This is a genomic window from Bacillus sp. ISL-7 (assembly GCF_018613065.1).
In genome coordinates this window covers 18,314-42,552 of record NZ_JAGGQW010000013.1, presented here as the reverse complement: position 1 = coordinate 42,552, position 24,239 = coordinate 18,314, and the positions used below count along the sequence as shown (strand labels likewise).

The 24,239-nt window shown below is 38.8% G+C and carries 24 protein-coding genes and 3 pseudogenes; 15 read left to right on the top strand and 12 right to left on the bottom strand.

Annotation, left to right across the window (positions count from 1 at the left end; all coding sequences use genetic code 11):
• Nucleotides 1-558: 558 nt before the first annotated feature.
• A complete protein-coding gene (locus tag J7E66_RS03365) occupies nucleotides 559-1,248 on the bottom strand; it encodes a Crp/Fnr family transcriptional regulator (protein WP_214998031.1) in 690 nt (229 codons plus the stop codon).
• 39 nt (nucleotides 1,249-1,287) lie between these two features.
• Here J7E66_RS03365 and J7E66_RS03360 point away from each other — a divergent pair, with 39 nt between their 5' ends.
• The 6 genes from J7E66_RS03360 to J7E66_RS03335 all read left to right on the top strand — a co-directional run bounded on the left by J7E66_RS03360 (nucleotide 1,288) and on the right by J7E66_RS03335 (nucleotide 9,112).
• Nucleotides 1,288-2,430: an aminotransferase class V-fold PLP-dependent enzyme gene (locus J7E66_RS03360; RefSeq protein WP_214998030.1), complete on the top strand. Its 1,143-nt coding sequence runs from the start codon at nucleotides 1,288-1,290 to the stop codon at nucleotides 2,428-2,430.
• The gene (locus J7E66_RS03355; protein WP_214998029.1) at nucleotides 2,420-3,031 is read left to right on the top strand and encodes a YitT family protein; all 612 of its coding nucleotides are present in this window, start codon (nucleotides 2,420-2,422) and stop codon (nucleotides 3,029-3,031) included. The genes J7E66_RS03360 and J7E66_RS03355 overlap by 11 nt, the downstream gene beginning before the upstream one ends.
• A 41-nt stretch (nucleotides 3,032-3,072) precedes the next feature.
• Nucleotides 3,073-4,479, top strand: coding sequence for an amino acid permease (locus tag J7E66_RS03350; RefSeq protein WP_251032734.1), 1,407 nt, complete (start codon nucleotides 3,073-3,075; stop codon nucleotides 4,477-4,479).
• A gap of 183 nt (nucleotides 4,480-4,662) precedes the next feature.
• Nucleotides 4,663-6,411, top strand: a complete 1,749-nt coding sequence (locus J7E66_RS03345; RefSeq protein ID WP_214998028.1) for a thiamine pyrophosphate-requiring protein — start codon at nucleotides 4,663-4,665, stop codon at nucleotides 6,409-6,411.
• 93 nt (nucleotides 6,412-6,504) lie between these two features.
• The gene (locus J7E66_RS03340) at nucleotides 6,505-7,998 is read left to right on the top strand and encodes an aldehyde dehydrogenase family protein (RefSeq protein ID WP_214998027.1); all 1,494 of its coding nucleotides are present in this window, start codon (nucleotides 6,505-6,507) and stop codon (nucleotides 7,996-7,998) included.
• Nucleotides 7,999-8,332: 334 nt separating this feature from the next.
• On the top strand, nucleotides 8,333-9,112 hold the full coding sequence (locus J7E66_RS03335) for a cyclase family protein (RefSeq protein ID WP_214998026.1): 780 nt from the start codon (nucleotides 8,333-8,335) through the stop codon (nucleotides 9,110-9,112).
• Between the two features lie 487 nt (nucleotides 9,113-9,599).
• Here J7E66_RS03335 and J7E66_RS03330 read toward each other — a convergent pair whose 3' ends face one another.
• Entirely contained in the window at nucleotides 9,600-10,457 is an 858-nt protein-coding gene (locus J7E66_RS03330; protein WP_214998025.1) for a LysR family transcriptional regulator, read from the bottom strand.
• Between the two features lie 217 nt (nucleotides 10,458-10,674).
• On the opposite strand from J7E66_RS03330, the gene J7E66_RS03325 reads away from it, so the two are divergent.
• Both J7E66_RS03325 and J7E66_RS03320 read left to right on the top strand, forming a co-directional pair.
• A complete protein-coding gene (locus tag J7E66_RS03325; protein ID WP_214998024.1) occupies nucleotides 10,675-11,442 on the top strand; it encodes a TSUP family transporter in 768 nt (255 codons plus the stop codon).
• Nucleotides 11,443-11,468: 26 nt separating this feature from the next.
• Nucleotides 11,469-11,678, top strand: coding sequence for a type 1 glutamine amidotransferase family protein (locus tag J7E66_RS03320; RefSeq protein ID WP_214998023.1), 210 nt, complete (start codon nucleotides 11,469-11,471; stop codon nucleotides 11,676-11,678).
• 522 nt (nucleotides 11,679-12,200) lie between these two features.
• On the opposite strand, the gene J7E66_RS03315 is transcribed toward J7E66_RS03320, so the two are convergent.
• From J7E66_RS03315 to J7E66_RS03300, 4 genes are read right to left on the bottom strand one after another with little or no spacing between them, the layout of a single operon-like run.
• Nucleotides 12,201-12,425, bottom strand: coding sequence for a hypothetical protein (locus J7E66_RS03315; protein ID WP_214998022.1), 225 nt, complete (start codon nucleotides 12,423-12,425; stop codon nucleotides 12,201-12,203).
• Nucleotides 12,422-13,636: a Ger(x)C family spore germination protein gene (locus J7E66_RS03310; RefSeq protein ID WP_214998021.1), complete on the bottom strand. Its 1,215-nt coding sequence runs from the start codon at nucleotides 13,634-13,636 to the stop codon at nucleotides 12,422-12,424. Before J7E66_RS03310 ends, J7E66_RS03315 begins: the two co-directional genes overlap by 4 nt.
• Nucleotides 13,620-14,738 (bottom strand): GerAB/ArcD/ProY family transporter, encoded by a 1,119-nt coding sequence (locus J7E66_RS03305; RefSeq protein ID WP_214998020.1) that lies wholly within the window; start codon nucleotides 14,736-14,738, stop codon nucleotides 13,620-13,622. Before J7E66_RS03305 ends, J7E66_RS03310 begins: the two co-directional genes overlap by 17 nt.
• Complete coding sequence (locus J7E66_RS03300) at nucleotides 14,739-16,328, bottom strand: spore germination protein (protein ID WP_214998019.1); 1,590 nt, start codon at nucleotides 16,326-16,328, stop codon at nucleotides 14,739-14,741. It abuts the gene before it with no gap.
• Nucleotides 16,329-16,535: 207 nt separating this feature from the next.
• On the opposite strand from J7E66_RS03300, the gene J7E66_RS03295 reads away from it, so the two are divergent.
• On the top strand, nucleotides 16,536-17,393 hold the full coding sequence (locus J7E66_RS03295; RefSeq protein ID WP_214998018.1) for a dimethylarginine dimethylaminohydrolase family protein: 858 nt from the start codon (nucleotides 16,536-16,538) through the stop codon (nucleotides 17,391-17,393).
• Nucleotides 17,394-17,507: 114 nt separating this feature from the next.
• On the opposite strand, the gene J7E66_RS03290 is transcribed toward J7E66_RS03295, so the two are convergent.
• On the bottom strand, nucleotides 17,508-17,996 hold the full coding sequence (locus J7E66_RS03290; protein WP_214998017.1) for a hypothetical protein: 489 nt from the start codon (nucleotides 17,994-17,996) through the stop codon (nucleotides 17,508-17,510).
• A gap of 304 nt (nucleotides 17,997-18,300) precedes the next feature.
• Here J7E66_RS03290 and J7E66_RS03285 point away from each other — a divergent pair, with 304 nt between their 5' ends.
• The 5 genes from J7E66_RS03285 to J7E66_RS03265 are packed head-to-tail and all read left to right on the top strand — an operon-like array spanning nucleotide 18,301 to nucleotide 21,354.
• Nucleotides 18,301-18,777 carry a DUF2975 domain-containing protein gene (locus J7E66_RS03285; protein ID WP_214998016.1) on the top strand — a complete coding sequence of 159 codons (477 nt, stop codon included), beginning with the start codon at nucleotides 18,301-18,303 and terminating at the stop codon, nucleotides 18,775-18,777.
• Between the two features lie 10 nt (nucleotides 18,778-18,787).
• Nucleotides 18,788-19,009: a helix-turn-helix domain-containing protein gene (locus J7E66_RS03280; RefSeq protein WP_214998015.1), complete on the top strand. Its 222-nt coding sequence runs from the start codon at nucleotides 18,788-18,790 to the stop codon at nucleotides 19,007-19,009.
• Nucleotides 19,010-19,067: 58 nt separating this feature from the next.
• Nucleotides 19,068-20,000 carry an ABC transporter ATP-binding protein gene (locus J7E66_RS03275; protein ID WP_214998014.1) on the top strand — a complete coding sequence of 311 codons (933 nt, stop codon included), beginning with the start codon at nucleotides 19,068-19,070 and terminating at the stop codon, nucleotides 19,998-20,000.
• A complete protein-coding gene (locus J7E66_RS03270) occupies nucleotides 19,993-20,937 on the top strand; it encodes an ABC transporter permease (RefSeq protein WP_214998013.1) in 945 nt (314 codons plus the stop codon). Before J7E66_RS03275 ends, J7E66_RS03270 begins: the two co-directional genes overlap by 8 nt.
• Nucleotides 20,938-20,985: 48 nt before the next feature.
• A complete protein-coding gene (locus J7E66_RS03265) occupies nucleotides 20,986-21,354 on the top strand; it encodes a hypothetical protein (RefSeq protein WP_214998012.1) in 369 nt (122 codons plus the stop codon).
• 123 nt (nucleotides 21,355-21,477) lie between these two features.
• Here the strand turns inward: J7E66_RS03265 and J7E66_RS03260 are convergent.
• The 5 genes and pseudogenes from J7E66_RS03260 to J7E66_RS03240 form a co-directional block, all read right to left on the bottom strand.
• Nucleotides 21,478-21,620 (bottom strand): annotated as a pseudogene (locus tag J7E66_RS03260) (YvrJ family protein).
• A gap of 69 nt (nucleotides 21,621-21,689) precedes the next feature.
• The gene (locus tag J7E66_RS03255) at nucleotides 21,690-21,908 is read right to left on the bottom strand and encodes a DUF2922 domain-containing protein (protein ID WP_214730988.1); all 219 of its coding nucleotides are present in this window, start codon (nucleotides 21,906-21,908) and stop codon (nucleotides 21,690-21,692) included.
• A gap of 39 nt (nucleotides 21,909-21,947) precedes the next feature.
• Entirely contained in the window at nucleotides 21,948-22,166 is a 219-nt protein-coding gene (locus J7E66_RS03250; protein ID WP_098932547.1) for a DUF1659 domain-containing protein, read from the bottom strand.
• A gap of 562 nt (nucleotides 22,167-22,728) precedes the next feature.
• Nucleotides 22,729-23,298, bottom strand: a complete 570-nt coding sequence (locus J7E66_RS03245; protein ID WP_214998011.1) for a DUF6241 domain-containing protein — start codon at nucleotides 23,296-23,298, stop codon at nucleotides 22,729-22,731.
• Between the two features lie 232 nt (nucleotides 23,299-23,530).
• Nucleotides 23,531-23,779, bottom strand: a pseudogene (locus J7E66_RS03240) (MFS transporter); the annotation flags it as partial.
• Nucleotides 23,780-23,866: 87 nt separating this feature from the next.
• On the opposite strand from J7E66_RS03240, the pseudogene J7E66_RS03235 reads away from it, so the two are divergent.
• Nucleotides 23,867-24,010: pseudogene (locus J7E66_RS03235) on the top strand (peptidase M20); the annotation flags it as partial.
• Nucleotides 24,011-24,239 lie beyond the last annotated feature (229 nt).

Below are 24,239 nucleotides of genomic sequence, written 5' to 3'. Positions count from 1 at the left end.
AATCTTAAGAGGATAGCAAATAAGCTATCCTCTTAATTAACCCTTTTATTTCACTTGTTTACCATATTATTGAAAAAAAACAGCGGTTTTTTGGATAAATTGACTCAGTGGTGATAAAATGTCGTAAAAAAAAGTGACTTTTTCAGTGGCTTCGGACAGTTCTGGTGGTCCAGGCACTAACCCACTAAAAACTTTTGTAGCATTTAGGAGCTTTGAAATCTTCTAAGGAAAAATAACCTATAAAAAACCAAAGTGGAACGCATAAGCGTCTTATTTGGTTCTTTTGAGAATAATATGGGAATCATTTTATGTTCCGTCACTTTTTGATGATGCAAATAAGGGGCAAGGGCACTTTTTAATTAGTGACCCTTGCCCCAGAACCAATTTTTGTACATAACCTACTAGCTTATCAAATAAATCCACTCACGCTATCTTAATCAAATATTCAAAAAAAATAAAAAGTGTAAAGTACTTTACTGATAAAAGCGCTTTCAAGAAGTATATTAGTATCAATTAAGAATATTACTTCGTCTCGATTTTTATTAGCTTTGATCCTTATCAGAAACTAGTAATCACCCATTTTTCTAACTGTTTTACACCAGTAATTACGTAATTACTATCAACCTTTGCAAGAATTTGTTCTTTCTCAAGCATCTTCATTGTGTTTGCAACAGTAACACGAGATGTACCGACCAAATTAGCAAGTTCTTGGTGGGTAAAACGGAGGTCGATCACATCACCCATTTTTGTTTTCTTTCCATATGTATGGACTAGCTGTAATAGTGTGTAACAAATTCTTTGCACTGCAGAGTAACTGCTAAGCATCATTGTATGGGAAGCAAGTATGCGATTTTTCATATCCATGATGATCAAGATTTGCTTTGTAATATGGTAATCGTCTTTCATTGCTGCTTCAAAACAATGTTTTGGAACCTTAATAACGGATGCATTGCTAGCTGTTATGGCACTGGAATTGTATGAGGGAATGTTGAAAATCCCGCACTCTCCGATCAATCCATTCTTGCCAATAATCACAATTGCCTTTTCATCTCCAGACGGAGAGGTGATGAAAAGACGGATTCGCCCCTCAACAACAATATATACATGGTCCGTGGGTTGATCCTGATGAAAGAGATATTCGTGCTTTTTTAGAAGCATTTTTTGACCAAGTTGTTGGAAGGTCTCCCATGAAAAAGGAAGATCTTCAATCCAGGGAGATAAATATGATTCATTTGTTAAAACATCCATGTTTTAATCACCTCAAACTAAACAAAGGTAGGGAAAATTATGACATTTCCATTTACTAAAGAAAGAGAGCAATTCCCCATTTTAAATAAAATGACTCAATTGTCAAGCTGTTCGCAAAGTGCAATGAGTATTCAAGTAAAGGCTGCCATCAATGAATACGTCGATAGCTGGAATAACGAAGGGATGGATTGGATTGGCTGGATGAACCACGTTGAACAGGCAAAAGCTTCATTTGCGCAGCTAATCAATGCTTCACCAGATGAAATTGCTGTACTCTCTTCCGTTTCGGATAGTGCCTCATCGATTGCGAGCGCTTTATCCTTTACAAGCAAACGCAATAAAATTTTCACAACGGAAATTGATTTTCCAAGCATCGGACACGTGTGGCTCGCTCAACAAGAAAGAGGCGCTCAAGTTCAGTTTATTCCAAGCGAAAATAATACCGTGCCATTAGAGCATTATGAACAATTTGTGGATGAACAAACAATAATTACATCCATTCCGCATGTTTCCTATTATAACGGCTTTAAACAAGACTTAAAAAAGATTGCTTCGATTGTCCATCAAAAAGGCTCTTATTTATTTGTCGATGCTTACCAGTCTGCTGGTTGTGTACAAATTGATGTGAAAGAAATGGACATCGATTTTCTAGCAACTGGCTCTCAAAAATATCTTCTAGGTATTCCTGGTATTGCATTTTTGTATGTGAAAAAGGAAATTGCCAATGAGCTTAAGCCAGCAGTGACAGGTTGGTTCGGACGGATAAATCCTTTCGATTTTAATGTTAAGCTTCTGGATTACGCTGAGGGAGCCCGACGATTTGAAACAGGAACCCCACCAATGGTGAATGCTTATGCTGCAGATACTGGAATAAAAATACTATTGAAGATCGGTGTTGAAAATATCGAAAACTATTTGCGAACATTATCGCATAAAGCAATTACTCACGCAAAGGAATTAGGGTTGAAAATTGCAAGCCCAGAAAACTTGGATGAAAAGGCTGCTAATACAGCCATTTTTGTAGGAGAAGCGACGAAATTCGAAAACCAAATGAAAGAAAGAGGCTTTATCGTCTCAGCACGAAATGATGTCATACGAATCGCTCCTCACTTTTACAATACGGAAAATGAAGTTATTGCAGCGATCGACATGTTAGCGGAACTTATGAAAGATGGAAAATAATAAATACATTTATAAAACCGCTATTGACATTTTTTTGATTATTTCCGGAACCGCTGTAATGGCGCTTGCTTATTATTTGTTTATGAAACCCAATGACATAATAGCCCCTGGACTTGGTGGTATCGCGATTATTTTTGCACATTTTGTGCCACTTTCACTCGGGATAGTCTATTTTATTTTGAACATACCGCTATTTTTTCTTGGATTCCGCTTTGTCGGCTGGAAATTCGTTTTGTACAGCCTATGCGGTATGTTTTCTTTATCCATTTTTTTATCATTGTTTGAATCCTTAACTGGATTTCAACAACCCATTGTTGGCGCTGTCACAGGAGGCATTTTAAATGGGGCATTTCTTGCATTGGTATTACTCGCAGGCGGTTCAACAGGTGGATTAGACATTGCGTTTATCGTGATCAACAAACTTTGGCCACGGTTCACAGTTGGTAAAATTATGTTTCTTATCAATGGAATTGTTGTTATTGTGTCAGGAATTCTTTTTAGTTTTCAAAGTTCTATCATCACTATTTTTTCCATTTATCTAGCAGGAAAAACACTCGATCTTTGCTGCTCTCGCTTGCTGAAAAGGCAAATATCGGAATGAATTTAGTTTTTAGAATATTGCGAACCATGAAGGGGGAATGAATGATGAAGGATAAATTACTTGAGCGCGAATCAGGACTGCATCGGGGATTGTCGAAAAGCAAGCTAACGATGATTGGTTTAGGTGGAGCAATTGGTACCGGTCTATTTATGGGTAGCTCGATTGCCATTAATTATGCTGGACCAGGAGTTATTTTAAGCTATGTTATTGCCGCTTGCATCGCTGTTATTATGATGTTCAGTTTATCTGAAATGGCTGTTGCGTATCCTACAGCTGGCTCTTTTGGGGTATATGCTGAGAAGTATTTAGGAGGATGGGCCGGCTTTGCCTCACGTTGGACATATTGGGCAGCTCAAGTCATTGCTGTTGGCGGAGAAGCCGTAGCAGTCGGAATATATATGACCTATTGGTTCCCAGGAATCCCTGTCTGGGTATGGACACTAGGATTTGGAGTTATCCTTATTTATGTGAATTCTCGTTCTGTTGAGAATTTCGCCACCATTGAATATTGGTTTGCAATGGTAAAAGTTATCGCGATTGTCGCCTTTATTATATTCGGTGTTTCGACTGTAATAGGTATTGGAACACCTGCAGTCGGTTTTGAAAATTATACAAAGCATGGTGGATTTCTTCCGCATGGCTTCAGCGGTGTTTGGATGGCTGTACTGATGGCGATATTCAGTTTCGTCGGTGTAGAGGTCATTGCCGTTACAGCCGGGGAAGCAAAAGACCCGCAAACCGCTGTACCAAGAGCGATGCGAACGATGGTATTCCGGTTAATTATTTTCTACTTTCTTGCAATGGCGATAATGCTTGCGGTTGTACCTTGGGTGGATTCCGGTGCTATGGAAATCGCACAAAGTCCGTTCGTGAAAGTCTTCGACCACATTGGCTTTAGGTATGCGGCAGGCGTGATGAATTTCGTTGTCTTAACCGCAGCCTTATCAAGTATGAATACGAATTTGTATTTAACAACAAGAATGATTTTCTCTTTATCTAGAGGTAACTATGCACCTCAATCACTTGGGAAACTTTCGAAAAACGGATCACCGGTTAATGCACTAACACTTTCAAGTTTAGGAATCATATGTGCCGCATTAATTGCAAAAGTTAGCCCGATGGCTTATAACTATTTATTCGGTATTTCCTTGTTTGGAGCACTCTTCGTCTGGATGCTTACATTATTAAGCCATTTACGCTTTAGAAAAGAATGGGAACAAAAGGGTGACCATAAGCTCCCAGTAAGAGCCCCTTTATTCCCTGGGTTGCAAATTATAGGTGTGATTTTAATAGCTGCCATTTTAATTACAATGGGAGTAAGCAAAGACTTTCGAGTTTCGTGGATCATCGGAGTTCCATGGCTTATCTTCTTAACAGTCGTCTATTTCAAAAAATTCAGAATTAAAGATTTAGTTGAAGATCATAACCAAAATAAAATAACCAGTTAACATCAAAAAGACAGCCTTCATCATTGATATAGCACCTCTAAAGAGACAACAATAATATCTAACCATTATCTCCATGATAAGATTTAGGAAAGTCGGTTCTGATGTAAACCTCGAATTTAAAAGAAAAAAAAGTTGTAAGGAAATAGAAAGTCTATTAAAAAACTAATGTAAGGGGGATTTGAATTGTATACAACTGGCACTGCATTTTTAGAAGCATTACAAGAAGCGGGTGTTTCCTATATCTTTGCTAATTTAGGGAGTGATCATCCAGCTATCATCGAAAGTTTGGCAATAGCTAAAAAGGAAAATAAGAAATTACCAACAGTTATTACGTGCCCTCACGAATTTGTAGCTTTAAGTGCTGCACATGGTTATGCTCAAGCGACGGGTGAACCTCAGGCGGTTATCGTTCATGTGGAGTGTGGAACACAAAACCTAGGTGGAGCGATCCATAATGCATCTAAAAGTAGGGTTCCTGTTTTAATTTTTGCTGGTGCTTCCCCATACACGCAAGAAAACGAGCTAACTGGAAGCCGGAACGAATTCATCCACTGGATTCAAGATGTTTTTGATCAACGCGGCATTGTACGTGGATATACAAAATATGATAATGAAATTAGAACAGGTGCCAATGTGAAGCAGCTTGTTTATCGTGCACTCCAAATTGCGAAAAGCCATCCGATGGGGCCAGTTTATTTGATGGGACCTCGGGAAGCTATGGAAGAGAAAACTGAACCAGTCAGTATTAATAGCGAACTTTGGAAACCTATCTCACCAGGAGCAATTTCGCCGCAAAAAATTGCAGAATTAGCTAAGGATTTGTTATCAGCCAACAATCCACTTATTGTAACATCCTATTTGGGCAGAAATACTGAGGCGGTCGGAGAACTTATCCGTTTAAGCGAACAATTGGCAATTCCTGTTATTGAATCGATACCACATCACATGAATTTTCCGACAAACCACCCAATGCATTGTGGTTCTTATTGGAATACTGAGCAAAATGAATTACTTGCTAATGCAGATTTTGTGCTTGTATTAGATAGTGATGTTCCGTGGATACAGACAAAAAACAAGCCATCGGATGAAGCGACTATTTATTATATCGACGTCGATCCATTAAAAGAAGAAATGCCTTTGTGGTATATCCCTTCAAAGATCTTCTTTAAAGCTGATTCATATATAGCTCTTCAGCAGATAAACCAATACCTAGAAGATAATAGTGTAATAGATAAAGACATCGTGTCCAAGCGTTGGAAGAAGTTCTCTGACATTCACTATCGACAAAATGAAGAAAAGCTACGTATCGAACAAGCAGAGAGCGACTTCATTACACCAGAGTACCTGACTGCTTGTATAAGAGAAGTTATTGATGAAAACACAATTGTTCTGAATGAAGGTATTACAAATTATGGAGTAATAACTAATCATATTGGAGTAAGTACACCAGGCTCTTATTATGCAAGTGGTGCCGGTTCTTTGGGATGGAATGGTGGCGCAGCAATAGGGATGAAATTAGCTACGCCTGACAAAACGATTGTCAGTCTAACTGGGGATGGTTCCTATTTTTTCAGTATTCCTTCTACTGTGCATTGGATTGCTAAAAGATATAACACCCCGTTTTTACAGGTCATTTACAATAATTCTGGCTGGAAGGCACCAAAGATTTCAACATTGGGTGTTCATCCGCATGGTGTTGCTAATGAAACAGAACAGTTTTGGGTGAACTTTGATCCAACAGCTGATCATGCTAAAATTGCTGAGGCCGCCGGTGGGGCTCACGCAATTAAGGTAAAAGAACGTTCTGAACTAAAGGATGCTGTAAAGAAAGCTATGAAACTTGTTAAGGAAGGCAGAACTACTGTGTTAGATGTTTCTATTCCCCATGTTTATTTAAATAATAAAAATATGAAAATGGAAATAGAAGTATAAGTGTGAGAACTAGGTCTTCTGCTAAGACAAGATATGATTAATACAATACTGTAAAGAATCTTAAGAAAAAATATAAAATTGGAGGTAGATTTAATGCTGACTGCCAGTGAAAAAAAGGTTATAGATCTTAAACTTGAGGAAAAATATGGTCCTTTTATTAATGGCGAATTTGTAGAACCTTCTAATGGTTATATTGATGCTATCAACGCAGCAAACGGAAAATTGCTTTCAAAAATTTCTAGAGGCGGAAAAGAAGATGTGGACCGTGCTGTAAAAGCTGCTAACGAAGCGTTTATAGGGTGGTCTAATACGCCTATCGAGGAACGTTCAGCTTTACTTCATAAGGTTGCTGATCTTCTAGAAGCAAACCAAGTTCGTTTAAAAATGATTGAATGTTTGGATACTGGTCGCCCTATTCACGAATTTGACCTGGATTATAAGCTTGCCATTTATCAATTCCGTTATTTTGCTTCCGCGATTTTAACCCATGAAGGCATTTCTAGGCCTATTCAAAATGGTCATCTAATTGTTAAGAAAGAGCCTCTAGGTGTTTGTGCGCAAATTACTCCATGGAACGTACCTATGATTATGGTTTCCTTTAAATTAGCTCCGGCACTTGCCGCAGGTAACACAGTAGTACTAAAACCTGCAGAAGATGCAAGTCTTTCTACAATGGAGTTCGCTAAATTGCTGAACAAGATTCTTCCAAAGGGAGTAGTTAATATTGTTCCAGGTTATGGTACAGAAGCAGGACAAGCACTTATTGATCATCCCGATATACACAAACTTGCCTTCACTGGAAGTGTTGGTGTAGGACGTTTGGTCGGTAAAACAGCAGGGGAAAGACTGCTGCCCGTAACACTGGAACTTGGGGGTAAAGCACCTCACATCGTTTTTCCAGACGTAGATATTGATCGTGCTGTAGAAAATGCGACCCTCGGGTATACTTTCTTTAACGGACAAAGCTGTATTCTTGGAACACGTCTCTTTATCCATGATGATATTTATGATGAGTTTATTGAAAAATTAATTGCGAGAGCAAAAGAAGTTAAAATTGGCGATCCTACGGATCCATCAACTAGATTAAGTACACTCATTAATGAAAAACAAGGTAAGCGTGTTCTTGGTTACTTTAATATAGCAAGAGAAGAAGGAGCTAAAATCGTCTATGGAGGTAATCGAGTTACTGTTCCGGGTAACGAGCATGGATATTTTATTGAGCCAACAATAATTGAAGCTACAAGTAAAATGAGAATTGCCCAGGAGGAAATTTTCGGACCAGTAGCTACTGTTACTCATTGGAGCGATGTAGATGAGGTCATCAAGATGGCAAATGACGTTGACTATGGTCTTGCGGCTGGTATTATGACTGAAAACCTCGAAAATGCTTTAAACACTGCAAATAAGCTACAGGCAGGAAGTGTTTGGATTAACCAATACTTTAACTTCCAGTCAGGTGCACCATTTGGCGGCTATAAGGACAGTGGTGTTGGAAGAGAATATAGTAAGGAAGCATTGGATCACTATACGCAATCGAAGACGATTGTTGCGGCATACAAGCTGCCACCGGCTGGATTGTATAAATAATTAAAGTTATTCACAAAAATTTGAAATCTGTTGAGTAAGAATTTAATAAGATTTGTATAATCAGGCGATCGAAAGATATTAGCGGTCTTCGACTGCTTCAAAAAATCGAACTGCCGTCCAAAAATTTATGTTTAAATTAAAAAATTAGCTTTCCCATGATTTTTCCTCACCATAATTGGTTTGTCCAGATATGGTGCGCCGATTCAGGGTTGGATTTGGTTGACCCAGCTATAAGGCCCCGGGGGGCAGGTTAACTGCAACATCATGATACTTGCTTGCAGTTAATAAAGAAGGGACGTAAAAAGCAAAAAAATTGTAGATTCCAAACAAGGGAGTGATTGCTATACTGGTAAACCTGCTAAAAGATATTGTAAACGGAAACATTGAAGTGATTGATTTGGCTCAACCTCTCAATGAACAAATACCTGTTATTCAATTGCCGGAGCCATTTTCCAATACCGGGGGATTTAAGTATCTGCGATTATCGAATTATGACGAAGCAGGACCGGGTTGGTATTGGAACGATTTTGTGGCAGGAGAGCATGTGGGAACTCATTTCGATGCACCTAACCATTGGATTACCGGACGCGAAAAAGACGGAGTGGATACCATTCCAATCAAAAATATGATTGGCGAGGCCTGTGTAATTGATGTAACAGAGCAATGCGCTGCTAATCCAGACTATCTTCTGACGAAAGACGATATCCTTTTATTTGAAAGGGAATATGGACGTATACCAGAGCAATCTTGGGTTGTTTTATATACGGGGTGGGGTAAATATGGGCAGGATCCTACAAAATTCTTTAATATCTGTTCGGATGGTATGTCGCATACTCCAGGTTTTTCACCTGAAGCCTCCCGTTTTCTTGCGTACGAACGCGACATTCTGGGAGTAGGTGTTGAAACGGTTGGTACGGATGCCGGACTCGCTTCTTTATTTGATCCGCCATTTCCTAGTCACCATTATATGCATGGAGCCAATCGCTATGGTCTTGCCCAACTGGCAAACGTCAATCTGCTGCCTCCCCGAGGTGCTATCATTATTGCAACTCCGCTAAAAATAACGGGAGGAAGCGGAAGTCCTATTCGACCGATTGCACTGGTAATTCGTTAATCGTAAACCCTTTTAATATTCATACTTATTTACTTTTATTTCTATTAAAGAGGATCATATGTTAAATCGTCTAGATGGCTAAACTTCCTTTCCTCGTATTTTGTCGAAAATTGATAGGTTTTAGATTGTGGGAGAAGACAAGAATTGCTGATGGAAGGACATGGGAACAGCTCTCATGCTTCATCTGTTGGGTGTTCTAGACTGTAAAAAATGTGGCATAATTTGTTACATAATCAAACTGCCCTTCAATTGCGAATTTGGTTTCTCCGCCATAGGGATGTAGTGATCACGACTGTACCGTATCAACTAAAAAAGTAAAAAAGACAAATGAAATCTAAAGTTCTCTTAATGGGAGGCATTACCTTAAAAGGTGTGCCTCCTTATAATTTGCAAATGTAGCAGCCTTAAAAATCCACATAGAATTCCCCTTCCTAACACCTTAGATTTAGGGAATTGACTATTTTAACTTTACTTCTTCCTTAAACTCTTAGTCTGAGTCTACTTGCGTTTTTATATATTCAATGAACTTTTTCGCAGCAGGCGAGAGTTCTTTTAGAGTTAGTGCAGCAATCCCAATCATTCGATACTGTTCAGGCTCTAGACTAAGAACCCTAAGTTTATGCGATATACCTTGCAGAACTAATTCAGGCATGATGCTTACTCCTAATTCATTTTCTACCATTGCTACAATAGCGTGGTCGTCAATCATATCAAAACTCTGCTTAAGAGTAATACCTGTCCCTTTTAATAGACGCTTTATATCGTGGTTTGCAATAAAAGATTCATTCTCTAATTGTTCTATGCCGATTTTTTCTTGATTACTGACGGGATGATTGTTTGGAATGATACACAATATCCTGTCTTTTTTAAGGGGTATCGTTTCAAAAGATTTTAATGAAGGCAAGGTAATAAAACCAAAATCAATCACTCCGTTAGTTATCCACATATCAACATCTTCATAGTCTCCTTGAAAAATCTTAATTTCAATAAAGGGATGTTCTTCTTTAAAATGCTTGATACATTTAGGCAACCATTGAATACAAACACTTGTAAACGCCCCTATCCGAACTGTACCAACCTCAAGTCCGTTGATTGAAGCAACTTCTTGCTTCATTTTTTCATCCCAATGTAGAATCGTTCGTATATATTTTAGTATCCTTTCTCCGTTACTAGTTAGGGTAATACCGGACCTACTTCTAATTAGTAGAGTGAAACCAAGTTCAGATTCCAAATTTGCGATTGAATAACTAACAGCGGCCTGAGTTAAATTTAATACATCCGCGGCTTTTGTAAGATTCCCTGATTCAACAACCGTGTTAAAAACCTCATATTTTGAAAGGCTCATTTTATCATCCTTATCCATAAGTTTTATTTATAATAAGTATATAAAATTTTAATTTTATTTATATATAGTTTACTTCTATAATTTAAGAAAATACAAATATGTGAAAAGGATAGCTAATAAATAAGTTGATGGGTCGTGTCTTTATCGTACAAGAGAATAACGGATGCTTTACAAGTTAGTTATATTCTAAGTTTTTAATGTCGGGAGGAATGATTGGATGCAATTCGAATTGGAACCATCTTTATTACTATTTTTGATTATTTTTGGATTTCTAGCTGCCTTTATTGATTCAGTAGTAGGGGGTGGCGGTCTAGTTACATTGCCTGTATTGTTATTCACAGGTCTGAATCCGGCCGCAGCAGTGGCTACGAATAAATTAGTAGGAACAATGGGCTCCTTGACGAGCACACTTATGTTTTATCGTTCCGGCAAACTCGATTTTTCGTCACAGTATAAGCTATTTCCACTCGTTTTTATTGGCTCGATGGTCGGGGCATTTACGGTTCATTTAATGAACCCCGAAGTGCTAAAGCCATTGATGCTGGTTATGCTCGCAGCTGTAGCTATTTATACCATTTTCAAGAAAGATTGGGGAAGTACTTCCACTTATAAAATGCTATCCATACGCCATTTAATACTGTTCATGGTTTTCATTTTTGCGATTGGTTTTTATGATGGATTTCTTGGACCCGGAACAGGCTCCTTCTTGATTTTTGCTTTTTTAATGATTGGCTTTGATTTTATAAAGGCAGCGGGTAACGCGAAATTTTTGAACTTTGGTAGTAATATTGCTGCATTATTGATGTTTATGTATTTAGGCCAAGTCAACTATGCATATGGATTGCCAATGGGACTTGCTGGAATTGCTGGAGCGATGTGCGGATCGAAATTTGCCATTAAAAAAGGAAGCCGTTATGTTCGAGCCTTGTTCATTGCCGTAACCTTTTTACTATTAGCAAAAAATATATATGATTCAATTCATTAATGCCTTGGAATAGGGGAGATGTTTTTGTGAGAATTCATTATCTTCAAAACGATAAACTCTGTGATTTAGGAAATATAGAATCATGGGAAAAGGAAAGAGGCCATTCTATTACTTCAACCCATTTGGATGAAGAAGCTTGTTTTCCATCCCTTGAGGATTTCGACTTGCTCATTATCTCAGGTGGAAGAATGACTTCGTATGAAGAGGATGTCTATCCTTGGCTTGCCTATAACTAGGATTGGTGAAGACATCTCTCGACAAGCTTTTCAGATGTTAGAGGGATAAAACTAGGAGTGGTGCGTGCTGAGGCCACTGTTAATCAAACGTTTGTGTAGTAGGGAATTGACAGGCAATTAATAGAATTATGTAAGTTTAATAGAAACCTATCTGATTTTGTGGAAAGTTGGGTTATTTCCTGCGGAATATACTTTCAGTTATCGACAATTTTCATTCTTGCTTGGCAGGGAGGGTTCTTATAAATCAGTACTTGAAGCTGTTTTAACTAAACGTTTGATTAGTATAGCCTATATGGAATATAGTCGAACGGCTGTCGGTTAGTGACAAAAGTGATTTGGGCGGTTTCTATCTCCTATAGCATATTGGAGTGTATTTGAATAGGGCATTAATCATCCCCTTATAACAAATAATAATGAAAATAATTAAACATTTTAAATAACAAAGGGAACGAAAAAAGGAGAAGAGTAATCATCATCAGACAATTTCTCTTCTCCTTTTGTTGTGAAGTTTCCACAACTTGATTATTCAAGTAATTTCCCCAATGGCTTGTAGATTCTATCTACCAAATAGGAAGGTCCGGGCGTATCCGGGTAATAGAGAAGAATGAAACTAAGAATCCACCCCATTGCCAGCAGGCATACAAAAGCAATTTTCTCTTTTTTTTCCTTTGACTTTATTTTTGGCCACTCGTATAAAAACATGAGGGCTAAAGCGATTGTAAACGCAAAAACAATCGCCCATTTCATATATCTTCCACCTCACTTTTCGGTACTGCAGGTGGATCAGTAGAAAGGCCTGGTCGTAGAATTTTAACATCAATATCATACTCTATTTCAACAGTTGGAAAAATTTCATCCCATTTTACTTTAGCTGATTGCCACTCTTTCGTGTATTTACGCTGAAAACTTCTATGAAAGTTAAAGATGTCTACTCTCATTTCTTGTTGTACTTCTTCAACCGCTTCCTTTATTCTTCCTTCTATACTTTCTTCAATTTTCCTTTCAAGCATCCTCATACTCTTAGGATCTCTTAAGTCCAAGGTGCTGGCATTTTGAATCACATCATCCTCTACTTTGCAATTAATCGTTATTTTCCATGTTTCATTTTCAATTCGTGGAATCAGCTTCGTATAGGAACGAATCATTTCACCTGTGACCTTGCCATCCCCCTCTTCTACATCAACCGTGATGGTCGCAGATTTAATTTCATTTCTTACCCATAATAATCCCCTTGTGACTGATGCATCTAAGGTCCCAACCATTTTATCTCCTTTAAACACGGCGGTACCGCTTAGCATCAATTGCGTTTTATCCTTTATTTTTCCTTCATCCTTTTTGGAGGAAATACTTGTAACCATAGGCAATGCCGCTCCTCCTGTTTCACTTGCAAACATTTGCAGCAGTTCACTCATCGTAATATCCATTCCTATCTGAAATTGGGCTAATTCAGTAAGGGTCTCTGAGGAACTATTTTCTAAATGGGGCAGGCTTGAAATAAGATCCTTAGCCGTTCCTTCACTTACGAAAACATTGTTTCTTAATCGAGCTTCTGGTAATCGTGAAAAGAAGTCCATATGCTCTCGGATTCCTTTTTCCGCTAGTTCTTCTCCAACTACGGTTGCAGAACCATGCCCCCAAAACAAGTTACGAGCAATTTTTTGCTGCAGCTTCGATCTAGCTTCAGCCATTGTCTCACCAGTTGCAGATTCAACAAACGATGTTCGTGAACCTGGAGCTCCTCCACCTTCCTTTATTGCCGCACTCATAGTCTCTGGTATAACTATTTCTACGGAAAGCTCAATTTCATTTTCATTATAGTAATCAATTCCTGTGCTTAGGACAATCGCCACATCATTAACTTCACGGCGATCCCAACATCCGGTAAGGAAAAAAAGTGTATGCCACATCAATACCATCACGAAGGTTTTACAAATCTTTAGATTAACCCTTGAGTTCATCTTTTAATCCCTTCCTTTGTTCCACTCTTTTACGTACGAGAGTAATGAATAACAGAAGGGCAGGAAGGATTATTTGCAGCGATAGCAAGTAAAAGACACTAGAAGTTCCAAGAAAACTTTTTAATTCTGTCAGATTAGGGGCAGACCACCGAGCGAATAAAATTAAAAGGAAGCCAAGTGGAAATACAATGGGTTTATAATTGGAAAGCTTTAGCCATTGAGCGGTGCCTAGTGCCAAAGCATAATAAAATACAGAAATTTTTATAAAAGTTCCTAATACCCATAGTGCCATTACAATCGATTCCAAGTGTTGAAAAAATTTCGCTATACTAACGTATTTTCCTGCATTCATTACCGGATAACTTAAATCGGCAGTTATTTCACCAAATAGACAAAGGGCTGTCAAATTGGTTAGAACCATAATAAATACTACGCTGAGTACGGAAAGGTTTCCCCATAATAATCCTTTTTTCTGATCCGATAAATAAGGTAGAAAAAAGGCGATAAGAATATATTCGCTAAACCAGGATGCTGGGGAGGCTGCTCCTAAAAAGGAAGGCTTGAGACCTTTTTCCAGTATAGGGAGCATATTGGTTAGATCCAAATCCTTGATAAGGAAAAGGACAAGCGTCAACCAGAGTAATATCACAATAGGGACAAAATGCTGCGCCGCTCTAGCGATCGCTTCTAATCCGCCGCGGACAGCGAAAGCGCAAACGAGTGTCATACTTCCTAAAATGACCATCTGAGGGGTCTGAAACAAAAAGTTACCCGAGATAAACTCTCCATATTCTCTTATCACAATGCCATTTATATGTAAGTATAAAAATAGATATAAAAAACCAATGATCTTTCCAGGGATATTTCCAATAATACGTTTACTATATTCAATAATCGTTTCTCTTGGATAGTGTTTATGTAATTCATAAGCAATCCATACAGCCAAAAAACCAAAGAAGGAACCCCAAACAGGGGATATCCACATATCACGCTCTGCTTTGGCTGCTGTAATCGAAGGAAGGATCAGTAGAGCAGTAGCCAAGATGGTAGGATGCATCATGATGGCCAGTTGAAAAGATGAAATTTTCCCTTTTTCAATCATTTATTCACCCCCATGAGTTGGACCTGGTTTTTGATCAGGAGCTTGACGGTACTTGTTATAATCCCCTGTCAAATGAGGGCGGGAAGAATAAGCCCACCTTGGAAGTCTAAAAAATACATCTTTCATTTCGCTTCCTTTCATCGGTGCAATGGGAGACAAATACGGTACCCCAAAAGAACGTAATGTGCATAAGTGGGTAACAATCATAATGACCCCCAGCATAATTCCCAATAATCCTAACGTTCCTGCTAGGATAAGCATGGGAAAGCGCAGCAATCTAAGAGCCATTCCAGCATTATATCTAGGGATGCCAAACGAAGCGATTCCTGTTACAGCAACAACCATTACCATAGGGGCAGAAACAATTCCTGCTTCAACTGCTGCCTGTCCAATCACTAGTGCTCCGACAATACTTACAGCTGCCCCCATCTGTTTGGGCAAGCGAATTCCAGCTTCTCTTAAAATCTCAAACATAATCTCCATCGAAATTGCTTCGATTAAGGCGGGAAATGGGATGGGTTCACGTGACGCTGCCATACTGATTAAAAGTGCAGTTGGAACCATTTCATGATGATACGATAAAACGGCTACATATAAAGAAGGGAGCAAAAGCGAAATGACGATAAATAAAAAACGAAGCCAGCGGATAGCTGTACTTATAATTGGACGTTGATAATAATCTTCTGAAGCTTGGATCAGAGAATAGAACGTGGTTGGAGCAACCAGTACAAAAGGAGTGCCATCTGTTATAATTGCCACATGTCCTTCCAATAAATAGGATGAAATAACATCCACCCGTTCCGAATTTAATACTTGGGGAAAAGGAGAATACGGATTATCCTCAATAAATTCCTCAATATACTCGCTTTCCAATATCCCATCGACATCAATTCGATTTAGGCGATTTTCAACCTCCGTGATGAGATTCTGATTTGCTACTCCATCAATATAAGCTACTGCTACACTTGTTTTGGTTAATCTGCCAATTGTCGTTTTTTTTATTTTAAACGTTGGACTTTTGATTTTACGTCGAAGGAGAGCAATATTCACCCCGATGGATTCGATGAATCCTTCGCGCGGTCCCCGTATTACGGATTCAGCAGATGGCTCCTCAATTGCCCTTTTTTCCCATTTTGCTAAACCGACAGAAAATCCCTCACCTTTTTGGTCTATAAGAATGACAGGGTTTCCTGATGAAATTTGATCAATCACATCTGTATATGTTTCTACTGTACTAATATTAGAGTTAGAAATCTTTTGTTTCAGATTAGAGGAAGTATTTTCAGAATTTTGCTCTCCAGATTCCTTCAAAAGTGGGGAAAGGATCGTATCGTTAATCCCTTCTGCATCCGCTAAGCCTTCAATGTAAATTAACACTGCTTTCTCTTTTCCTCCTATTAAGAAGGAGTGAAAAATAACATCGGGACAATTCTCATAAATGGAATTTAGATTAGTAATATTTTCATTCAAATCATCTAATAGAACATCTTCTGGTTTTGGTGATGGAGCTTTCCTTTCTTTAGAGTCAGTAGATGTTTGATTTTGAAATAATGATTGAATTTTTTTAGGCTTTCTCCACTTACTACGCATCTACAACAATCTCCTAATGTACCAACATTGTTTTTTTATTATGTTTTAAAAAAACAAAAATATGCACATTTTGGTAATTTTATCCTCTGATAATTCCCTCATTAAAGACCCTATGATGCAAGGAGATTTCCTATTGTCTCTGTTTGTAAATATTAACGATAGATTAGGAAAACCTATTTTAAAAAGAGAATTCCGGAGGGCAGCAAAATGGCAGAAATCCCAAAGACAAACAACAAGACTTTTTGCATGAGTGAATACGATGTATTAAAACGAGTAATCCTTTGTCAGCCTCAATATATGACGATCCGCGAAGTAATTAATGAAACGCAAGAGCATTTTAAGAATGAAGGTATCCATATTGAACGTGCGCTTGAGCAGCACAATAATTTTGTCAAAACGCTAAAGCAGAATGGCATCGAAGTTATTTTATTGCCTTATCATAAGAAATATCCTGAACAGGTCTTTACCCGGGATATTGGTTTTACTCTAGGGGAAACAATCTTTGTTGCTAATATGGCAACGGATGTTCGGGCAGGGGAGGAAAACGTTTTAAAACAATGGTTGGAGGATGAAGAAATCTCTTATTATAATTTAGCCGAGGAACGAATTGAGGGCGGAGATGTTGTGATTGATCGGGAAAGAATTTACGTGGGGCTCAGCAATCGAACGGACCAAAAAGCTGCTGATCAATTACAGCGTCTTTTGAATCAATTTAATGTCATTCCCATCCATTTTAAAGCAAAATACCTGCATCTGGATTGTATATTTAATGTAGTTTCTCCTGATGTGGCCCTTATTTACCCCAATGCCTTAACGAAAAAGGACATCGAGCTTTTTGCTTCACGCTATGAATTAATTGAAGTTTCGGAAGAAGAACAATTTCAATTGGGTACAAATGTATTGAGTATCGGGGACAAACGGGTATTAAGTCTGCCGGTCAACGAGAAGGTAAACAAGCAGCTTCGTAACCGAGGTTTTCAAGTTATTGAAGTGGATATCACAGAAATCATTAAATCTGGTGGCTCCTTCCGTTGTTGTACCCTTCCTATCTTACGTGAAACGTAAAATAATCATATAAAAATGACCATATAAACATCCTCAGGCCCGTAAAGGGTGAGGTTGTTTATATAGTCATCAGGTACATAATTTAGCTTTTTACGTTTTAACCTGGGAGTACGTTCATTCCTCTCTAATTTTATTTTCTCCACCAATTTGTCCTTCTTGCCACTTTTGATAACCATAAAGAATAATAGCTATTATTGTCATTATTAAAATCCCTTCAAGTGGCGATAAGTTTCCTCCAGCAGTTGTAATTTTGAGTTTTTTCCATAAAGTTCTAAAACCAAACGAATAGATACAATCTACAATCAAATTAACAATTAAATAAACCCAAAACTTATCAAACGTAAGATAAAATATCCAAATAGTTCCAATTAAAAAAACTCCATATACAGTATGTATTTGGGCTACTTTATCCCATGCAAATAGAGTTTCTTTGTACTTCCACCAGTCATATGTCCAAGCAACTTGATACATTATTGTGTTTATCACAGTTGCAAACAAGGCAACAGGCATAAATCTACGAAGAGCAGATTTATTTAAATTATTTAAAAAGAATAAGGAAATCCAAGGTATTAAAAAGAAAGACCATAAAACGAGTTTTACCATATGAAGTCTCCTTTTGTTATCTGAATAGTGTTCTTAGAATCCCCTAATCTATACATTTTATTCAATTATTCTTTACTGGAGAGTGGAATTAATCATCATCATCATCTGTTTCTATCAAGGCTTATAAATTGAATAGTGTGAATTTATAGAGCGTTTCTTTGTAATAAGGAATGTTTTTTATTCTATTCTAAAATTAATGTTTGTTTATCAATAAAAATGTTATAAAAAATAATAAAAGTTTATTGAATATCGATAAATAATGTGTTAAATTTCAAATAGACAATAAATATGTGAGGTGCTTTTTATGAAACGAGGATCAACACTATTTTTAAGGATGGCTGTTTTTCTTATTGGAACTCCAGTTCTTGCTTTGTGTATATTTGGGTTGCCTTGGTTAGCTAAGAATTCAGTAAATCTAGATTATGCCCATATCCTATATCCCATTTTAATAGGTATGTATGTTTCAGTGATCCCGTTTTTCGTTGCATTGTATCAGGCTCTCAAACTTTTAAGCTATATTGACAAGAACCAAGCTTTCTCTGAATTGTCTGTTAAAGCTCTATTGAATATTAAAATCTGTGCAATGACAATCAGTGGTTTGTTTGTGGTAATTTTGCCATTTGTTTATCTCGTCGCAGATCTAGACGATGCCCCAGGTCTCATCATAATCGGAATAATCCCTATCTTTGCTTCAATAGTAATCGCAGTATTCGCTGCTGTTCTTCAAAGACTTTTACAAGAAGCGATTGATATAAAATCGGAAAATGACTTAATCGTCTGAGGTGATAACAATGGCAATGATAATCAATATTGATGTGATGCTGGCGAAAAGGAAAATGAGCGTAACAGAGCTTTCGGAGAGGGTTGGAATCACGATGGCTAACCTTTCTATATTGAAAAATGGAAAGGCAAAAGCCATTAGGCTTTCAACTTTAGAAGCGATTTGTAAGGCTTTAGAATGTCAGCCTGGAGATATTTTAGAATACCGAAGTAATGAAGACATCCAAGATTAATAAGGCATTGTGAACAAAAGGACGAAACGTCCAAATTAATCATTAAAGGAGGACATGTATGAGCAACGAACCTATTATCAGCTTGAGTCATGTGACTAAACGGATTGGCCGGACCACCATCATCGACGATCTTACATTTGACGTACCGCAAGGCGAAATTTTCGGCTTTCTTGGTCCAAATGGGGCTGGTAAAACAACCACAATCCGGATGATCGTCGGACTGATGTCGATCACTAAGGGACAGATACTGATTAAGGGGAAAAATATCAAAACCGAATTCGAGCAAGCGATCCGGCACGTTGGCGCCATCGTGGAAAGTCCAGAAATGTACAAGTATCTGAGCGGGTACCATAATCTCGTTCACTACGCCCGCATGGTACCGGGGGTAACTAAGGAACGGATTGACGAAGTGGTGTCGCTGGTCAAGCTGGAAAACCGCATCCATGACAAAGTCAAAAAGTACTCGCTCGGCATGCGCCAGCGTCTGGGAGTCGCTCAGGCCCTGCTGCATCGGCCTTCCCTGCTGATTCTCGATGAACCGACGAACGGTCTTGACCCGGCAGGGATTCGCGAACTGCGCGATTATTTGCGGCATTTGACCCGTACGGAAGGAATCACCGTTATCGTCTCCAGCCATCTGTTGTCCGAGATGGAGCTCATGTGCGACCGGGTCGCCATCCTCCAGCAGGGCAAGCTAGTCCATGTGATGCCGGTTCAGCATTTTACCCAAGGGAACGATCAAGTTCAAACGTATCTAATCCAAGCACAGCCAGCGGAACAGGCATTGGTGACCATGAGGCAGATGGATGGGGTTCAGGAGGTCAAGCTCGCTCAGGAGGGGATCATCGAGGTCACCACCGAGCGGGAACACATCCCGGATATTCTTGCAGGGCTGATGCAGAACCATATTCGTATCTATGGCGTGCAAATGGTTTCCCAGTCTCTAGAAGATCGATTCTTGGCAATAACGGGGGGTGGACAAATTGGTTAATCTAGTACTCAATGAAAATATGAAGATTTACCGACGGGGGCGAACGTGGATTCTGGTCGGACTTATGGCCGCTTTTGTGCTTTTTGTCAACATCATTGAATGGCATTCCGATGGAAAAAAGGCGCAAGGGGAAGGCTGGCGGGCAGAACTGCTGCAGGAGAAGCAGCAATGGAGCAAAATTCTGAAGCAGCCCAAGCTGGATGAAGAGGATCGAATGTTCTACCTGGAGCAGATTGCCGTCAACGACTATCACTTGGAGCAGAATATTCGCTCGACGGTCGGCACGATGTGGGATGGTGTGAACTTTTCGGCCAATCTGATGATCGTGATTACCATTTTTACCATCATCATTGCGGGAGACAGTTTGGCGGGCGAATTTTCATCTGGCACCATCAAGCTGCTGCTCATCCGGCCAGCCAACCGGGTCAAGATCCTCGTGTCCAAGTATATCTCTTTTCTGTTGTTCAGCATGCTGTTGTTACTCACTCTGTTTGTCCTATCCGTCGCGGTCAACGGAATCTTATACGGCTTTGGATATATGGATCTACCGTTGATCAGCATGAATGCGGAAGGGCAAATCGTCGAAAGGAATATGGTCCTCAATCTGTGGAAAACGTATATGCTTAACGGTGTATCTACTGTCATGTACGTAACCATGGCCTTTATGATCTCGTCCGCCTTCCGAAGCAGCGCGATGGCTATCGGGTTTTCCATCGGCGCCTTGTTTGCGGGTAATATTGTTCTGGAGGCACTGCAGCGGTTCGATTGGAGCAAGTACCTGTTGTTCGCCAACACCGATCTCACCCAGTACCTGACCGGACGTCCTTTCCAAGAGGGAATGACATTGTCCTTTTCCATCGGAGTGCTCGTTGTCTATTTCCTCGTGTTCAATCTGATTTCCTGGCTCCTTTTTACACGTAGAGACGTGGCGGCCTAAACCTGCCGATTTTATAACCATTAAGATTCACCAAGGAAGTGATTCAAATTGATAAAAAATATTAGCCTTATAACTGATAAAATAAAAGATTTTTCATTACAAAATATAGAGTGTATTGTTGGATTCTTTCTGAACTTTCAAAATAGGTCTTTTGAAGACAATTGTTTACTCGACATAGATTTTATTATTAAGGATAAAGAAAAACAATATATTGCCTGCTTTCGATTCTACAACCCTAAGAGTATCAATTTTGAAAGTGGGGGTATTTATCATCAAATGTCAATCGAGATTTACGATATAAGGGAGAGAGGTTGGGGAAATAAGAAATATGAAGTGATAGACTACGAAGATGATACCTTACACTTTTATTGTTCAGACATTGAAATTTTTTCTTTAAGAGAACTCAATCAAATTTAGTGCCTGTCACGCCACGGATTTTGTCGAAGATTGGTAGGTTTTTAGATTGTGGAAAATGAAAGAATAAAGACAAGAAACCACCTTGGATCTGCCTGATAGTAGAGGCTAGGTGGTTTCTCTTTTTTATATTCGCTCCCTCATCCGCTCAGGAAGTGTCTGTATCGATTGGACGACCAAATCAAGCTTTGCTTCAATACGGTAAACAAATAAAGCGTCACAACGATGGGGAATCCCACCTGGCTGATAATTGGAATCAACTGTTCCACTTTTCTCTCCTCCTTCCACTATTGATAAAAAGAGGCTGGGTTCATAATGAATCCGGCCTCTCACTTTTATTAGGCAATCACGTAATCCGTCACATTGCGGTCGATCACTCTTGCTCCTTTTGCAGCTACAAACTTGCCACTGCTAGTTGTGAAAACTTCAGATGCAATAATCTGCGCCATCGATAATTTTACGACTTCTTCATCAATCGGCTCTTTTGGGTTATCAACGGAAAGGCTCGCCGTCTTTCCAAACTCCGTGGCAAATTGCAATTCCAATGTTTTTGCCATTTATTTCACCTCCCATCACTTTATTATTTTGTTAGACTATTAACCTACAATTGCGATGCTATCATTCCGCTCCACTTTATTTAGCGTGTCATTGCATAGAACTGCAACTGCTAGTGCAGCTTGCGATAATTGATCCGCAGTAGCTGCCTTGGTGACATTGCTAAACGTTTTCGCTTTGAGGATGGGATTTCCTTCGTCATCCATGCCCGCTTCAAATACGATGCGAAGCTTCGTTACTTCTAATAACGCTAGTGCCATTGTCTCTCACCACCTTTCACCATCTATATAGAAAAAAGTCGGTAAAAAGGACAGGGGAGGGGGAAGAGAATTTTAAATAAATTGAAAAATGCCCTGGAGAGGATAGCGTCTCCCAGGGCATTTTAATAGAGTTTTCAATATTTCGTAGACGATCCGCAAATAAAAGCAGTGAATCCGCAAATAAGAGCCGGAAAATATGGGAAGCAATAACTACGTAATAAGGATCTGAATTTTGTGGGGATTACTCATGAGGGAGCTCGTTTAAATGATATTTTGTGTAAAATTACACTTAAATAGTTGCGCATTTATGATTTATTAAACGACTTGACCCTTTAATGGGCGAATTTTTGAGTTTTATGAGCGGATCTTCGAGATTTATGGGCGGATTTTGGGCTTTAATGAGCGAATTTAACCATTTTATGGGCGAATTTAGAAGCAATAGCTTAATAGCAAGATATTAAATTTCCATGCCTGTCACTCTCCAGATTTTGTCGAAGATTGATAGGTTTTTAGAGAACTAGAAATAACAGAATGAAGTTGTAACTGAATATTGAAGCTCCCATTAGTGCTGGGAGCTTACTTCACGTACAATATCTTCTTCGAAGTTATTCAGGATGAACGTTTCTTCTTCTGATTTGCTCATAATTCCATAAGCTTTACCGATCGTCCCGCCTTGGTATGTCCAGAAATAGTTGTGGTCATCATCTACTTCAGAAAAGGTGCCTTTTTTCCATTTATCTAAAATGGCTAGCAAATCATCTTTTTGTTCGAACTTACTGTTCTCCACAATGTCATAGACTTGATTAATCGTATCGGGAATCATAGGAATGGCTCCCCATTTTTCTTTCGCTTTCACTTTTTGATGTGTCATCTTATGCATCACCTCGATCACCGCATCTTGTGAACTACTGTCATCAATCCCAATATCATATTGAACTCCGCCAATTTTGGCTGTCTGCTGCTTGTCTACTTCCTTTTTCTCATTATTGACCGTATCTTGAACAGCTTTCGCTTCTACTTTCTCTTGTTTTTTTCCAGATTCGGCTTCATTGTCGACCGGTTTATATCCTCCGTATTTTACGCCTATTAAAACAGCCAAAATAATACCAGTTACGATAAATACTATTTTCACTTCATCTCCCCCTGTTTTACTAGATAGCTCTAATTTAACAAAGAATTCAGAATTCATCTAGCTTATTTAACTTACATAATCACTTCAAACAAGACAGATGTCGACATTTTTTCTGAATTTGGATTGAATCGTATGCCGACCGTTTTTTGCGCTTTCTGGATAAACAAGCGGTTTTGAACATGTATGTAAGAGTGGATTGTAAAAAAATTAATTTTCTAAATAGTATTTACAATTAATCTTTCTCACATATATAATTCCAGTGAGAGTTGAAAACAGCGTTCCCCGGATACATCGGACACCAGCTCCAAATAAAAATCTTATGATACACATGACAACATAATTGGCACTGGCAGCTGTTAAAGCAGTAAAGAGACCACCATGCAACTGCGATGGTCACGATCTTCCTTGCTCCAAACCTTTCAGCCAGCTTACCGCCAGGAATTTGCGAAAAACAATACCCTAAGTAAAAAAGTGAAGAGAGTAGTCCAAAGAACCGTGATTCTTGTCAGTCATTTTGATGTAGTGGGAGTAGAGGATTATGGTGATTGGCAGGAATATGCTTTTTCTAAATATTCCTGTACTCAACCTAGGCCCTGTTGGAAAGGATGCCCATAAATGGACCGAACGTCTAGATGTTGACAATGCCTTCGGAGCTTTAAGAGATATGCTTTCAATTACAGTGAATCTATTATTAGCTGAGGACACTGATTAAATATATTTGAAGATACCCTTCATTAAGGGTCAGGCCCCCACTACGTTAAGCGTTATTGTAGTGGGACCTGACCCTTTTTTAATGGAATGGGACTAACCAAATGATATAACATGAGAAACGTTCCTGTGGAGCTTTGTTTTTGGCTATCTATGTTAAAATAAATGTAGTGAACATATGCTTAAACTAACTGGGTAGACGAATGATTATATGGGTGAATGAATGGAGTTTG